This is a genomic window from Sebaldella termitidis ATCC 33386 (assembly GCF_000024405.1).
In the GTDB taxonomy this organism is placed as follows: domain Bacteria; phylum Fusobacteriota; class Fusobacteriia; order Fusobacteriales; family Leptotrichiaceae; genus Sebaldella; species Sebaldella termitidis.
Genome location: NC_013517.1, coordinates 513,435 through 529,922 on the forward strand (window position 1 = coordinate 513,435; position 16,488 = coordinate 529,922).

General features: G+C 30.4%; 9 protein-coding genes. 5 read left to right on the forward strand and 4 right to left on the reverse strand.

The genetic code is table 11. The features are described from left to right. Positions 1 to 321: 321 nt before the first annotated feature. The 3 genes from STERM_RS02325 to STERM_RS02335 are packed head-to-tail and all read left to right on the forward strand — an operon-like array spanning position 322 to position 2,398. Complete coding sequence (locus STERM_RS02325) at positions 322 to 804, forward strand: hypothetical protein (RefSeq protein ID WP_012859943.1); 483 nt, start codon at positions 322 to 324, stop codon at positions 802 to 804. Continuing rightward, complete coding sequence (locus tag STERM_RS02330) at positions 788 to 1,246, forward strand: hypothetical protein (protein ID WP_012859944.1); 459 nt, start codon at positions 788 to 790, stop codon at positions 1,244 to 1,246. The genes STERM_RS02325 and STERM_RS02330 overlap by 17 nt, the downstream gene beginning before the upstream one ends. A gap of 12 nt (positions 1,247 to 1,258) precedes the next feature. Beyond that, positions 1,259 to 2,398 carry an HlyD family secretion protein gene (locus STERM_RS02335; RefSeq protein WP_012859945.1) on the forward strand — a complete coding sequence of 380 codons (1,140 nt, stop codon included), beginning with the start codon at positions 1,259 to 1,261 and terminating at the stop codon, positions 2,396 to 2,398. 605 nt (positions 2,399 to 3,003) lie between these two features. On the opposite strand, the gene STERM_RS02340 is transcribed toward STERM_RS02335, so the two are convergent. From STERM_RS02340 to STERM_RS02355, 4 genes are all read right to left on the reverse strand, one after another. Next, the gene (locus STERM_RS02340; RefSeq protein WP_012859946.1) at positions 3,004 to 3,210 is read right to left on the reverse strand and encodes a 2-hydroxymuconate tautomerase; all 207 of its coding nucleotides are present in this window, start codon (positions 3,208 to 3,210) and stop codon (positions 3,004 to 3,006) included. A 25-nt stretch (positions 3,211 to 3,235) separates the two neighbouring features. Then, positions 3,236 to 4,642, reverse strand: a complete 1,407-nt coding sequence (locus STERM_RS02345; protein ID WP_012859947.1) for a 6-phospho-beta-glucosidase — start codon at positions 4,640 to 4,642, stop codon at positions 3,236 to 3,238. Between the two features lie 18 nt (positions 4,643 to 4,660). After that, on the reverse strand, positions 4,661 to 5,512 hold the full coding sequence (locus STERM_RS02350) for a PRD domain-containing protein (RefSeq protein WP_041309766.1): 852 nt from the start codon (positions 5,510 to 5,512) through the stop codon (positions 4,661 to 4,663). Positions 5,513 to 5,612: 100 nt separating this feature from the next. Beyond that, a complete protein-coding gene (locus tag STERM_RS02355; RefSeq protein WP_012859949.1) occupies positions 5,613 to 7,469 on the reverse strand; it encodes a beta-glucoside-specific PTS transporter subunit IIABC in 1,857 nt (618 codons plus the stop codon). A gap of 1,413 nt (positions 7,470 to 8,882) precedes the next feature. Here STERM_RS02355 and STERM_RS22465 point away from each other — a divergent pair. Both STERM_RS22465 and STERM_RS02365 read left to right on the forward strand, forming a co-directional pair. Then, positions 8,883 to 9,179 (forward strand): response regulator transcription factor, encoded by a 297-nt coding sequence (locus STERM_RS22465; RefSeq protein WP_244407210.1) that lies wholly within the window; start codon positions 8,883 to 8,885, stop codon positions 9,177 to 9,179. Positions 9,180 to 9,651: 472 nt separating this feature from the next. Further along, positions 9,652 to 16,281: an autotransporter domain-containing protein gene (locus tag STERM_RS02365; RefSeq protein ID WP_012859951.1), complete on the forward strand. Its 6,630-nt coding sequence runs from the start codon at positions 9,652 to 9,654 to the stop codon at positions 16,279 to 16,281. The last annotated feature ends 207 nt before the right edge of the window (positions 16,282 to 16,488 follow it).

Genomic DNA, 16,488 nt, shown 5'->3' on the forward strand with positions numbered 1-16,488 from the left:
ATTACATTAATAAAAGAATTTTGATATAATATAAATATATGTATTTTCAAGTACATCAAAGAAGTAAATATGAACAAAAAATAAAAAGAAAAATACTATTTTATTGTTATATAGAGATGAAGAAAAATTAAATTTAAAAATATTTTTTCCAGATTCGATCAGAAAATATCTGAAAATAAATTTTTCATATTAAAACATGATCTGATAAATGAAATAAAATGGTTAGAGTCAACAAATCTAGTAATTATAAAAATTAAAATATTGGATGACTTTTTATAATCTTTTTATTTTAAGATACAGAATTTTTGAAGGTGAAAAGAAATGAAGTTATTAACAGAACCTAAATTAAAAATGTGCATTGTTCTTTTAACAGGATATTTATTGACAATATTTACTAATACTTTTAAAAATGACTACTTGCTGGTGATGATGTGTATGATATTTTCCAGTATACCAAATGTAAGTCTATATTTGACTTCAAAAAAGATGATAGCTTTAAGTATGATATGTTCAATATTTGGCTGGACAGTGGGAGCAGTTTCAAGTTATATAAAAAATGTAGACTTATTATTATTTCCGATAGGCGGATATATAACCATGAAACTTATAGATAACACTATGAAAAAGAAATCTGGATTAATAGTAATAACCTATCTGGCTTCTTTTTTATTCAGAGGCAATTTTGGAGATCTTATGAGAATCTGGAAAAGTTATGGGGAAGCAATATTCGCTTCTTTGATAATTTCTTATATAACAGAAATATTAATAAAAAAGATAGGGAATAAGAATGAAAATAGATATTAGAGCATTAAAACTCAGTTTGTACTTTTTATTTATATTGATAATAATAAAAATATATCCTGATCCGAATCAGTTTTATTTATTATATCCGGCAGTGGTAATCTGTGAATATTCCAGCCATGAAACACTGGATAGTTTTAAAAAAAGAACTTTTGGATTTATAAAAGGCGGTATATTTGGCATGATTTTGGCGTTATATGTAGGCATAACTCCTTTTACTGTAGTGACGGCACTTATAATAATAGTAATAATTTCTGAACATATAGGGAGTAGTTTTTTGGTGCCTACATTAACGACGTTTTTACCTACAGTAATGAAATCAACACATATTAAATATTTGGAAATAAAGATACAGCATTATTTAATTATTATGTTATTGTGCATTATAATTGATTACACTATAAACAGAGTATTTAGGATACCAAAAGAAAAATTACATTTATAAATAGGAGTAGAAATGAACAATAAAAGAAGACGCGGAAGAAAAAAGAAAAAAATATTTTTGAAAAAAAAGATAGAATTTTTTAATGAAAATAAAGGAATAAAAATATTCTGTATAACATTAATCGCAATGATATCATTTTATATAATATATTCAATAAGAATGGACTACATAACACCGTATTCATCCAATGCAGTCGTAGAGTATGATGTGATTCCGGTATACAGCAGAGTAAATGGAATTATAAAAAGTATAAATGTAAAAAATTCAGATATTGTAAAAAAAGGTGATAAGCTGTTTGATATAGAATCAGAACAATATAGAATTTTATATGAACTAGCTGTAGCAAATAAAGAAAGTGCTGAAAGACATATAGATACAATGGACAAGGAAATATCAGTAGAAAAAGCACAGATCGAAAAAGCACAGAAAAATTTAGATACATTATCAAAAGAGCATGAAAAATACAAAATGCTATTTGAGAAAGAAATGATTTCGGAAGATCTGTATGATGATATAAAAATAAAATATGATAATGCGAAAAATGACTATGAAATTGCTAAGAGGCAGTTGAAGCAATTAGAAGTGAGCAAAGGAAAAGAAGGAAGTGACAATGACCTTATAAAGGTATCTGATTCTCAGATTTCAAAAGCAAAACTTGATCTTGAGTATACTGAAATAATATCACCAATAAACGGAATAGTAGAAATGAAACAGCTTTATTCCGGAAATGCTGTTAACACCTCAGTACCTTTATTATATATAATTAATAAAGATGAATTAAAAATAAGTGTAGAAACAAAAGAAAAAACTATAAATGCTATAAAAAATTCTGATTTGATTTTAGTTGTTTTTGATGCTTACCCTAACAAAATTTTTCATGCAAAATTAGTGGATATAACTAAAATATCATCTTCATCTTATACAAAGCCAGGAAATCTTGAAGATGTAGAACAGATAGATAATAAGGTAGTAAGACCGCAGGGATTCGGGAAAGTGAATATAAAAATAACAGATAAAATCCCGGAAAATTACGATATAATGGGCGGCGGAAAAGCAAGCGTGCTGTTTTTTTCAAAAGATGTCGGAAAACCGATGAAATTATTTGGTAAAGTCTGGATTAAAGCTGTTCAGTTATTTAAATATATCCAATAATGCGAGAAGTGAAATGACTCATAAAAGTTTTTACAGAGTTAGGATATGAATTTTTCATACTTAACAGAACCTAATAGTTGATAAATCCATATATTCAAAGCTCCTATTTTTAACCTCTTTCTTTGCTTCAAAATGGTCATTTAATAAATATCTTCTGAGAAAGATATTCACATAATAAAATAGAGATTGACAGTTAATGGCTGAAAATCTCTATTTTTAATAAAAAGAGGAGCGTAAAATAATTGTCATATATTTAAGGACTAATCTCAGCTTCCTTTGCGAGGATACGCTTGTTATCCTTGATTTTTAACCTCTTGCGAATGCCGGAGGTATCTGTTGAAGCGAAGAAAGTACAGTAGGAATGACTATATGTGATTGAAAATCTTATTATATATTCCTCTCCGTAATAGCTTTTCTATTGTTCCATTTACTTTGCATATATAAAGACAATGAAATTAAGTAATCTGGTATGCTTTTTTTCCTTTAGCTTGATTATTTTATACTAACTTATTTTTTCAGTTCAGTTTAGTCCAGCTCATCTAAATTTAAAAAAAATAATAAGTAGAAATTATTATATTTAATTTATTTATAATTCCATATTCTATTTATATATCATAAGGTTTTTCACTTTGATCATCCCATGTAACTCCACCGCTGGCATAATGTTTCGGGGCCATTTCGCTGACAATCATCTTAACAGCACTAAGTGGGCAGCCTAAAGCTTCAGCACAGGCAATAGACATATCCTTAATCATTTTTTTCTTTTTTTCATCACTGCGTCCTTCTAAAATTTCTACATATATTGTAGGCATATTTATCTCTCCTTTTATATTAATTTTATTTTATTTTTTCAAGTTCCTCGATAACTTCTTTGAACTGGGGCAAGTGCTTTTTATGTGCAATCAACATTTCGTTCATTAATGTTTTAGTAATTTTTCCATGCGGTATAAGCGGATTAATTGTAAATGCCTGTAATGCTTTTCCATAATCACCTGTATATGCTGCTTCAATAGTGATGAGTTCCATATTTTTCATTAATTGTAACATGCCTTTAGGTGAAGGATCAAACGAACCCCACGAAATAGGCACAGGGCCTTGACTAGTAATAATACTTGAAACTTCAACAACAACATCATTAGGAAGATCAGAAATTGCACCATTATTTTTAGTACTTACAACCATGTGAATACGTTTATCATTATAGATAGCATTAATAAGTTCACAAGCTGCATCACTGTAAAATGTACCGCCGCGTTGCTCTAATTGCGGAGGCTTGATTGATAAATCAGGATTTTTATAAAGCTCAAAGAGTTCTTTTTCTGTTTTTTTAACGACTTCAGCACGTGTTTCACCTTTTGCAAAATTCTCAAGTTCTTCGTCAAGCATATCTTGTGTAATATAGTAGTAACGATGATACATACAAGGAATAATACCTAAATTCTGTACTTGTTCTGCCAGGTAGCTGATATTAGGAATATTCTTAACACCAGAGTCGTTTGTATTTCCTGATTCTCCAGCAGATTTTCGAACAAATTCCATTGCTTCAGCCATACTTTCTGCATTAGAATATGTATCTCTTAAAATTTGACTACTTTTTTCTTCTCCTGTTTTATCCCAAACGCGATGCCAGTGAAAATGATTTAAGCCCGCAAATTTGAAAAAAAGTTCTTCTTCTGGTATTTTTAATGATCCAGAGGCTATTTTTTGGCATAATATTGGCACGTTACAAAGACCGACTACCCTGTCCCAGTTGCCATAACGCATAACAGCTTCTGTAATCATACCTGAAGGATTTGTAAAGTTAACTAACCAAGCATCTGGACAAAGCTTTTTCATATCTTCTACAATATCTAAAATAACAGGGACAGTTCTGTAAGCTTTAAATATACCGCCTGCACCATTAGTTTCCTGTCCTAAAATACCATGACTTAATGGAATACGCTCATCTTTAATTCTTGCATCTAATAAGCCCACTCTAAATTGTGTTGTGACAAAATCTGCATCAGTTAAGGCTTCTTTTCTGTCTAAAGTCAAGTGTACTTTCCAATCAAGCCCTGCTGCTTTTACCATACGTTTAGCTAAGGCACCAACAATTTCCAGTTTTTCTTTTCCTTCTTCAATGTCAACAAGCCATATTTCACCAATAGGTAATTCTTTGCTTCTTTTAATGAAGCCTTCAAATAATTCTGGTGTATAACTGGAACCACCACCAATAGTTACTATTTTAATAGGTTTATGTACCATAATAATATTCCTCCCTTACTAGTATTCATCTGTTCCGTCTAATTCCTGCACATTACGAATAATATGAATTAGTAAATAAAATTTTTCATCAACGCTTATATCTTTTCCAACACAATTCTTAACATATTGATTGATTTTTTCTAAACATTTTGTTTCAGAAGGATAAAGTCGAACATACTGATTAAGTAAAAAAATTTCCCTGTTTTTTAGCATTTTTCCTTCCAATACCCGCTGCACAAAAAACTGAATGTGTGTTACAAGTCTTAAATAGTGAAGATCATCTTTATTTAACAGATGATTTGTATGATACTGAATAATATTCAATATTTCTTTAAGCATAGTTATGGATAAAATAGTTTCACCCATTTTCAGTGCGCTGGATTGAGCATTTACAAGATAGAATGCAATATTACTAGCTTCTTCTTCCGGTAACTGAATACCGATTTTTTCTTTAATAAGCGTAAGCGCCCATAGACCTACTGTAAACTCTTTTGAATAAAATGCTTTTATATCCCAAATAAGCCTGTTTTGAAGTACAATGCCTTTATTTACACGTTCAACTGAATAAGAAATATGATCAGTTAAACTTAAAAACAATTGTGCATTAAAAATACCAGTAAATTCTTTATTTGCCCGTTCTACGATTTCCCCTGCAATTTCAAAATAAATTTCTGGGATCTCCATCGCAAGTCGTTCATAATTTTGAAGGGTATTCTTTTTTTCTAAACTAAATATTTTTTCGATTTTTTTAATATCAACTTTTTCACCTATATGGCTTGAAAAACCTACGCCTTTTCCCATTATGATTTTTTCTTCATCGCCGTCATTAACTAAAACAAGACTATTATTTAAAATCTTTTTGATCAACAATGCTTTCTCCTTCTCTTTCTCAATACGTCACTATTATTCCTATATCGATATGCATACATGTTATATATTAATTTATATTTATAGAGCTTCTTTTAGAATACTAAACTTCCAGATTTAATATTGGTTTGCCAGAAATAATATTTTCTGATGATATTTGAGTTATACTTTCAAATTCATTAGAATTAGTTATAATAATTGGGGTAATTATTTTGTAACCTGCTTTTTTGATAGCATTAATATCAAACTCTAAAACAACATCACCAGCTTTTACTTTATCCCCATTTTTAACTTTACAATTAAAATATTTCCCATTTAACTCTACAGTATCAATACCAACGTGTACTAGAAGATCAATACCATTATCACCGGTAAAAGCTACTGCATGTTTTGTTTCAATTATAGATACTTCTGCATCATATGGCGCAGTGACTTTACCTTCATTAGGAATAACTGCAACACCTTTTCCAAGCAGACCTTTTGAAAAAATTTCATCATTCACTTCACTTAGACTGGTAACTTCTCCGCTTAACGGACTGTTAATAACAGCTGTTTGTAAAATTGGTCTGGCAGCAGATAGTGCTTGATCCGTTATTACTTCTTCTGGTGAACCATAATTATAGTCAAATTTTATAAGCAGTGTCAATACAAATGAAACAATAATACCAATAAAAGCAGAAATTAAAGCATTTCTGATGTTTGCAGGATCATCTGAAATAAAAACCGGAAGAGTTGCAAATCCAGGAGAACCAAAGGAATACCTAACAACACCAGTAAGTCCTGCATAAAGTCCGCCAAGGCCGCCACCTATCATAACAGCAATTAAAGGTTTTTTCAATCGAAGAGTTACACCATACATTGCCGGCTCTGTAATTCCAAGTAATGCAGTTATTCCAGCAGAGATAGCCTGCTGACGCATTTCCTTGCTTTTTGTTTTAACTGCAACAGCCATACAAGCAGCACCTTGAGCAACATTAGACGGTAACATACCAGGTCCCATAATTGATTCATGCCCTGAAACTCCAAGCTGAGTTGTAGCAATTGGAAATAATCCGTTATGGAGACCGAACATAACTAATAAAGGTGTGAATGTTCCAATAACTGTTGGAACAAGCCAGCCAGCTTTATTATCTAAAAATGCTATACCTGCGGCAAGAATGTTTCCAATGTTGAATCCAAGCGGACCAACAACAATTAAAGAAAGTGGTGCCATGACAAGTAAAATAATAAGCGGTCTGCCTATATATTTAATATGAACCGGCAATATTTTTTCTGCAAACCGTTCAACATAAGACATTAAAAAAACAATAAGGATAATAGGAATAACTGTCGAGGCATAACCAGCAAGCGGTACATTGATTCCTGCGAATTTGACTGCTTCACCAGCATTTTTCATTGCAATAAAGTTTGGATGTAATAATACACCAGCTAGTGTAATAGCAAGTCCGGGACTGCATTTAAATACTTTTGCTGATGAATATGCTAATATCATCGGCATAAAATAAAAGGCTGAATCTGAAATAAATGATAATATAGCAAAAGTCTGACCATTAACATCAATTAGAGAAAATGCCTTTAAAAGAGCTAAAACAGCTTTAATCATACCAGCACCTGTAATAGCAGGTAACATTGGATTGAAAATACCTACAACAACTGCCATAATACGATTAAGTATATTTTGATTTTCTCCCTTTTCATTATTATTATTTTTTGAACCAGTATAAAGAGCGTCGGCTGCCCGGTAAACTTCTGGTACATCAGGACCAATGATAACTTGTAACTGGCCTCCCTTAAATATAACATCTAAAACTCCGGGAATTGCTTTTAGTTTTTCATGATCAATACTTGAAAAATCCTTTAGTACAAATCTTAACCGCGTCGCACAATGTGTCATTTGAGTAATGTTATTATTACCTCCAACAAGATCAAATATTTCCTTGCCGATTTTTTTATAGTCCATAACTATACTCTCCTTTCATAAATAAAAGATAACATGAATGATTAATTATTAAAAATAAAAAAAGACCAAAAAAATACAGAGAACCATGTGCACTTGGTTTTCTAAACTGTATTTTAATGGTCTTGCCCGCTTTAGCGGTAACACGCCATCAGGAATTTAATTAAATCACTCTTTCTAACATAAGGTCATTCTAGCATATATTTTTTTTAAATACAATAGAAAAATTATAATCAAAAATAGTAAAATGAAAAAAGCCGAGAAGTATTTTAGAATAGGCGTTGAAAAAGAATCTTGTGCGTCTAAAAAGAGATAGAGAGGATTGGAGGAAGAGATAATAAGGATAATTGTAGAACTAGCATGTACGAAAAATTAGAAAAAAGAAGAGTCAGTTCTGACTCTCGAAATTCTGCCGGACAAATTGAGCAATAAAACAAAACTGGAATGGACATAATTTATGAAGAAAAAATATCAGGAGTAAATCAACTAGAATGTGACAATAAATTAGCTATATACTGAAATTGCTTAAAAATAAGGTTTACTTTCAAATAGTGGATAATTTTTTTGTTTACAGTCTAATTAATTAAAGAATATCACATTGAATTGTAGATACAAATTATTCTCATTTACATATTTTTTGTAGTATGATATAATTTTAATATCTAAAAAAAAATATATTTATTTTTAGGAGGATAAAAGTTAATGGAAGTCACAATTTTTATTTATAATATATTTTTAATTATTTTGTGTAGTATTGTACTAACTTTGTCAGGCTTTTATTATTTGAAAACAAAAAATAAGTGTTATTTTGGAATTATTGTTCTGTTTAGTTTATATCTGTTTAATAATATTGTGGTATACACAACAGAATTTATAAAAACTTTCTCTCTTTCATACAATAATCTTTTTATTTCTATCCCGACATATAAGACATTAATCTTAATATCTATACTGGCTGCCTATATCATGATTAATAACATTTTTTTAAATTTAAAAAATCCTAAAATATGGTATTTTGCCCTAGCGTTTCTAACTTTCTTTTTACTTATAATTCTTGTTATGGAAAGAACTGCTTTCAAAGTCTGGCTGTTTTTTCTGCCGGGAGATATTTTTTTTATTGTATTTAATATATATATATTAAATATTCTAAGAAATAAAGAGCTAACCAAAGGGAATGAATTACTCAGGTGTTATAAAAAAATAATGAAGTACTTCCTTTTGATGTCCTGTTTTGTACTTATTGAAGATATCTTTGTTATATTTAAAATTGATATTTATACAGACACAATTCTGCATATTACTAACAGGAATTTTTCTGAAGATATTCTTAGAATAAGCCAGTCTATAATGATCGTGTATTATTTTTTTAATTATTATCCATTTGAATCTAACCAGAAAGAAGAGAGGCACATAATATTGTCAGGCAGCAATTACAAGCCTGCTTCAAAAGATAAAAAAAATGAAGATAAGTATAATTATTATATTTTTCATTTATTTTGTAAAACATATCTTTTCACAATAAGGGAACAGGAGGTTTTTCAGCATCTGCTTGAAGAGAAAAATAATAAGGTAATTAGTGAGAGTTTGTATATATCAGTAGGGACTGTGAAAGCTCATGTACATAATATTTTTATTAAAGCCAAGGTGTCTAACAGACGTGAATTAGCTCAGACATATAATAAATGGAAAGAAAACCAAATAGCAAGCATATAGTAAAAAAATCTTAAATTTAAGAAAAATAGAATATGAAGTTATATATAGAAAAGTATATAATCTTATTATAAAAAATGAAGGGAAATTGAATTAAGCAGTGACAATAGCAGGGTTAAATAAATTTTTGAGAATTTATTATACCAGAGTATTGGAAGTATACCAATAAAGTTAAAGAAAATTAGCATGTAAAAAGGCCGGATTTATACTGGTCGGTTTTTTATTGTTGTTTTTTCGAATAAAAGAATATGTCCGTGAGGGCATTTTTTGATATCATTTCTTCCATAAAGTCCTGCTTTTAATAAAAAAATAACATTTAAAATAACTTATGAAAAGAATTTTTCCTTAACTTGATAGGTATGTGGTATTGTCCCTATTTTGGATTTCAATTTGTCAACAAAATATGATATAATAGATTTTATATTTAAAAATTTTTTTAAAATAATTGGAAATAATAAAAAGAGGAGTAATTTTAATGAAAAACAAGAAATTGTTATTTGCTTTGGCATTAAATGCTTTTTCAACATCGATTGTAAATGCAAATGATCAGGCAGTAAAGAAATATAATATATTGTATAATAACATGGTAAAAAATATAGATTTAGAAAAAACAAATGAAAGTAACTATGGCTTAATTGAAAAAGTTTTAAACCAAAGAAATAAAGAACTGAAAGATTTATATCTACAAAATGACTATATTGTAAAACCTGAATATCTGGAATGGCAGATTTTCTTTACTGGTTTCTATAATTATGCCGATAGAGGCGGAAATCAAAAAAATATTTTTAATAAAACAGCAGCTGACGCTAAAACGGTAGATTTAGGAATGGTAATTCCTATAAAAGGAATTAAAAGAAATGATCTGATTTTAAATATAACCTCTGTGAATGAACCTATAGTGAATGTAAACTTAAATCCGATAAAAGCACCGGAAATGACAGCACCTGAAGTTGTATATACAGAAATCGATTTTCCAAATATTCCTATTATTGGATCTATACCCTTAAATCAACAAAATTCACTTAATGCCATAAAATTTGGAGAACGTAAAAGTGAAGTAAAATATAATGTTTTGGGGAGCAGTATTTTTAATAATCTAAATGTTGATTCTACTAATGGAACATCATTATTACTTGATGAGAATACCCGTGATATTTTAATAACCGGAGAAATGTTATATTCAAACGGAACTGTTGCAGGTACAAGTGCTTATACATATAATCATACAGGATATCCAGATGGATTTTCAGTGAATAATATAGGAAATGGCGGGAATTTTGAAATAAAAGGAAACTGGGATATGTCGGTAGTTGATGGTATGGTTTATCAGTTTGGAGTAGGATTCCTGTCTTATATGCCATATTTTTCAAATGTAGACAGTAAAGTCTTATTTTCTGGTAATTTGGAATTAACAGCAAAATCTACGAGTCCAAGTTATTTTTCACGATCTATAGTGGGATTAAGTCTTGATCTGTCAAATCAAAACCTAGATCCTTCAACAAAAGCAGTTTTAGAAAATAGCGGGAAAATAATTTTGAGAAGTGGAAATTCAGTAACTAAAAATATTATTGCAATGCAGCTTATAGGAGGTTCAAGTACATCTACACAGGCTGGAGAATTAATTAACTCAGGAAATATTATAATAGAGACTAGAACAGATCTAATTGGAGATGCTGGAGGAGTGGGAATCCTTGTATCTGTGGAACCAGTAACAAAACCTGTATTGGTAAAATCAGGTAATATATTGGTAAATGGGAAGGGTAATACCGGAGTTTTATTAGGGCAGGAAAATTTTCAAACTGATTATGTTAATTCAAATATAACAATAGATGGTTCAAATGGAAAGATAATTTTGGAAGGTGAGAGAAATTCAGGATTAAATGCAAAGAGAGCTGTAACTTCAACAGGGAACTCTTTATTAGATAATGTAAAAAATATGAATATACTTATAAACGGCTTAAACACTCCTGCTATAGTAAGACATACAGAGAATCCAATTGAGATGACAATGGATATGAAATTAAATGATTCAATTATACAGTCTGTGGAATTTGGAGAAAATTCAGTCAAAAGTTCCTTAGTACAAGTTGGTTCTAACAGCAGTTACAGTTTTGGTAACGTTATACTGGAAAGCAGCCTTGCTAATTCTATAATTCCTATTAATGCAGGCAGACAGAATATAATAGCAGCAGGATCAAGCAGTTCTATAATAATTAATTATATGCCCATAACCATAAATTCAGGTGCAAAGGCTATGATAGGAATAGCCAGCGAGGGAACTATTGAAAATTATGCAGATATAGTCAATAATTCATCAGTGTATGAAGAAAATAACTATAAATATGGGTCAGTGGGGCTCGCTTTAACCAAATATTACAGCGGATCATCAGCTTTAAATAAGGGAAATATAGATATGAACGGAGATTATGCTACAGGTATATATAATCTTGGAAAGATGTTTTCTTCAGATAGCGATCATATAGTTATAAACGGGAAAAATAGTACAGCAGTATATGCAGGAACTTCGCATCCTAATTATTATTCTCAAACAGTTATAAATGCTGATAAAATAGTAGTTAATGGAGATAAAAGTACTCTGTTTTTTTCAAACGGAGGAAATATTGAGATAGGAACTCATACTTTGGGACAGGCAATGGAATTAACAGCAGCAGGAAAAGATACATTTGCTTTTTTTATTAATAAGTATTACAACCTATTTGGGAAATTTAGTTTGAACAGTGATGTAAACTTAAGCTTGAAAGATGGGGCAATAGGATTTTATTATAAAGGAGCAGGTGCATCAAATATAGTTGATATACCTTTATATTTAAGTACCATAGTAGATACTGCAAATGGTAAATTATCTATAAATTCAGATGACAAAAGTTATAATATTGCTATAGAAAATTCCGGAATTAAATTAAGTGATCTTGCAAATATATCAGGATCTGGAATAGAATTTAACGGTTCAAAAAAAGCTAAACTGCTTAAGTCAAAATTAGTTTTGGATATAGATTCAAATATAGATAAAAACAATACAACAGGGGATAAAACATACAGAGATTTAGAAATAGGAAAATCAGGAGTGAGTATTCTTGAAGGAATTACACTTAGCGGAACAGAGAATGATTTGATAGGAATAGGACAGAGTTATAATTACAATGATCCTGTTAATAGTTATATCAGCAGTGAAAATGCCGGGATAATAGACTTATCAGGAAATAACTCTATAGGAATGTACAGTAAACGTTCACAGCTCACAAATGCAGGAAAAATAAGTGCAATCGGGGATAAGAGTACAGGAATGTATATTAAATCAGGAACTGTAACAAATGATGGTGAAATAATTATAGGAGATAGTGGTGTAGGTATATATGGGGAAACTTATCTGGAGCCAAGTGATAATCCGTCTAATAGTAGTTCATCAATAAATATAAATAATACAGGAAAAATAACAGCAACTGCCGGTAACAAGGCAATAGGAATATATGGTAATCAAAATGCAGTGGCAGGTACAAATTCATCCGGGAATATTTCTTTATTCACAGGGACTGAAATAGATATGAGTTCTTCAAAAGGAGGAGTAGGGATATACTCCAACGGTATATCAATATCAGGTTTAGGTAATACTAAAATAACAGTTGGCGAAAATGGAACAGGTCTTTATATAAAAGATTCAAACGCAAATTTTGTTGATCTGGATTTAAATTTAACGGGAGACAATTCAGTTGGTGTGTATACTGACGGAAGTGCTTCTTTCGGAGGAACAGGTAATATAAATATAGATGGTAAAGGGATAGTAGTATTTAATGTAGCAGGGAGCGGGACTTTTAATGAGAACTTTACTGTAAATTCTACAGAAGAATCGCAGTATATACTACAAAATATAAAAGATAAAATTTTATATTATAATTCTACTGCTAATCTTGGAGGAGGAGGAACATTTGTATCAGGAGTTAACTCAGCAGTATTATTGGGAGAAGATTCAATTTTGAACTCAGAAAACTCTAATCTAGTGGGTATAGCTTTAACAGGAGGTTATGTAAATGGTCTCCCTGTAAATATAAACGGAGAAATTTTGGAACATGAAGCTACAAATAAAGGTAAGATAAACTTTGGAGATAATTCAGTAGGAATATATGTTATAAATGGAGCAAGCGGTAAAAATACCGGTGAAATATCTTTAGGGAAAAGCTCTGTGGGCTTATATGGCAGCGGCAATGGAACAAATATTGATAATGCTGGAAAAATATATATAGGTGAAAATTCAGTTGGTTTATATAATAAAGATGGAAACAGTATTTCAAATTCCGGAAGTATTGAAAGTATAGATTTAAGAGTAATAGGCTTATATTTAGATGGAAACAGCAATTCTATAGGTGTAAATACAGGGGAAATAAAATTACTGGGAGATAAATCAATTGGTATATACATCTCTGAAAATGGTACTAAAACGATTAACAATACAAACCGTATTGAAATAGGAAGTTCAAATTTAGCAGAAGATCCAAGCATAGGGATATTTAATAATAATATTAATGGAACTGTAAATAATTCATCAGATATAATATCAGGTAAAAATTCTATAAATATCTATAATAAAGGTGGTCAGATAAACCATCTCTTAGGAAATATAGAGGTTGGAGAAAAAGGAACAGGGATTTATACAAGCTCCGGCAGTGTGAAATTAACAAGCGGGACTTTGAATCTAAATGGCATAGCAGCTGTAGGGGTTTATGGAACTAATAATGCAATCATAGATATTAACGCAAAGATAAATGTAAGTCAAGAAAGTTATGGAATGGTCTTAATTGGAGAATCAGATCTTACAAATAGAGATGTTTCAACACTTGCAGACAAGGGAGTTTTATTATATTCAGACGGTAATGTAAATGTTAAAAATGAATATGGTGCAAATATTAATGTGGCAGGTTCGAACTCTATAGGATTCTATATGAAAAATGGCGGAACTCTTGTAAATAAAGCAGAAATTATTGGAAATTCAGGGATAGGAAATATAGGAATATATAATAAGTCAGGGAATATAGATAATAGTGGTAACATAAAAATAGGGAATTCCCTTATAATTGATCCCCAAAATCCATTTGTCAATGAATATGCAGTAGGTATTTATGGTGATGGTGTAAAGAATATAAAGAATACAGGTAATATAGAGGTTGGAGCTAATGCAGTAGGGTTTTATATCACAGGAAATTTAAATGAAGCATTGAATACAGGGAATATAAGTTCAGACTCAGAAAAAGCCATTGGAATTTATTCTGAACAAGGAGCAGTAAGAAATACAGGTAATATAACATTATCAGGAGATGGAAGTATAGGAATTGCAGCAGCAAGAAATAGTAAAATTTCAAATTCAGGGACAATAACTATGAATGGTAATGAAAATATAGGGATTTATGCACATTCAAACTCACAAATAATAAATGAAAGTACGGGAAAAATTTATATAAATGGTAATGACAGTATTGGAGTTCAGTTATCAGGCGGATCAGTACTGGAAAATTATGGATTAATAGAAGTTACTGCCGGGACAATTGGTTCAATGCAAATAGTAACCGGAGATCCAGCATATACTCCGCCTAGTATAATAAATGCGGGAGTTATAAAAGTAGATGAGAAATTTGAGTTGGATGGCTTGAATTTAATAATAAAACCTGATCCAGAAAGTTTTAGAGCACCTACAATGGAAGAATTAATAAAAAATGAATATGCATTAGAAGATATAAATGCTGGTTTTCTATTAAGCAATAAAGTAAACATAGCAGCCCCAAGTTTTGATTTTGGTAATAATACCGTAGGAATTGATCCTTTATTTACTCAGGGAACTAATGCAAGAGTGTATAAATTTGAAAATGTATTTGATCCTACCACTCCTGAAGGCGGACCAAATACAGGTAAAGTAGCTGTCAAAAGCGGTTCTTTAACATTTGATGCAATACCTGTAACGAATGATAAAGGAAAAATAGATATTTGGATGGAGAAAATAAACTATAATGAGTTTACTCAAGGGTCTTGGCAAAATGAGTTTGCAGGAAATATAGAAGGAAATTATTTGAATGCAACAGGTGATGCACTAAAATTGTATGACAGGCTAGATTTAATAACTGAAAAAAATGAATTATATAAGAGATTCGATCAGCTGGCAGGAAGTGTTTATGCAAATATAAATCAAAGAGAAAGCGATATAGCAGGAGTATTTGAAAATTCACTGTATTTATTACAAGATTCAAAGAATAACACAAAAGAGAATGTCAAGATAAATGTAATAACAGGTCAGGGAAAAATGAAAGACGATACAGCAGGAGTGACAGGTTATGATTTTGGTACAGTTGGAGTATTAGCTTTAAGAGAAGTCGAAAGAACGTACAAACATACATTTGGATATTCATTAGGATATCTGCACACAAGTTTTGAAATGGATGATAATAACAACAGTGAGGAATGGGTAGATACGATTCAGTTAGGAGTACATAATAAGTATACAGTAAGTGGCTGGATACTGAGAAATGACTTAACAGGAAGGGCAAGTATCCATAATATAGATAGAAATATAGACTGGGCAGATGGCAGATCAGAAATGAATGGATTTTATGAGACATATAGCATAACAAGTGATAATAAGCTGGGTAAGGAAGTATTGGGTGGAAAGAACGTAAGTATAACACCTTATGCAGGACTAAAAGCAATGTATGTAACAAGACCTTCATTTGAAGAAAAAGGATTAGAAAAATTACAAGTAGAAGGAAATGATGCCTGGAGTGTAAAACCAAAAGTAGGATTTGAATTTAAGGCATCAACAAATGAAAGTAAAAATGGCTGGAAATTAAAAGGAGCTTTAGATATAACCTATGAATATGAATTAGCTAATTTAAATACTCAAGAGAAAGCAAGATTGGTATCACTAGAAGATGGATATCACAACTTAGCGAAGCCAGAAGAAGAAAATGGAAGATTAAGAACAAAAGTAGTAATAGGAACAGAAATAGAGGACAGATATGGAATATTCTTAACAGGAGAATATTCTATAGGAGAACATAGCCAAGATGATTATAGAGCAGGAGTTACTCTAAAAGCTGTGTTTTAAAAAAATTAATTTATTGAGTAAAAAAGAATAGAGGCATGTTTATTTTAATAGTAAGTATAAAAGAGCTGTATTCAAAAATAATTTTGATATAGCTCTTTTTCTATTTAGGGATAGCTCCATAATCCCAAAACACTAAACTGGACAGAAAAAATAAATTAGTCTAAAACGGAAAAAGTAAGGAAGATACAGTAAAAGAATATAATATTT

Coding starts and splice junctions, on each gene's coding strand:
- STERM_RS02345 (WP_012859947.1), bottom strand. CDS start 4,642: ATGGTACATAAACCTATTAAAATAGTAACTATTGGTGGTGGTTCCAGT.
- STERM_RS02330 (WP_012859944.1), top strand. CDS start 788: ATGAAAATAGATATTAGAGCATTAAAACTCAGTTTGTACTTTTTATTT.
- STERM_RS02325 (WP_012859943.1), top strand. CDS start 322: ATGAAGTTATTAACAGAACCTAAATTAAAAATGTGCATTGTTCTTTTA.
- STERM_RS02355 (WP_012859949.1), bottom strand. CDS start 7,469: ATGGACTATAAAAAAATCGGCAAGGAAATATTTGATCTTGTTGGAGGT.
- STERM_RS02340 (WP_012859946.1), bottom strand. CDS start 3,210: ATGCCTACAATATATGTAGAAATTTTAGAAGGACGCAGTGATGAAAAA.
- STERM_RS02365 (WP_012859951.1), top strand. CDS start 9,652: ATGAAAAACAAGAAATTGTTATTTGCTTTGGCATTAAATGCTTTTTCA.
- STERM_RS02335 (WP_012859945.1), top strand. CDS start 1,259: ATGAACAATAAAAGAAGACGCGGAAGAAAAAAGAAAAAAATATTTTTG.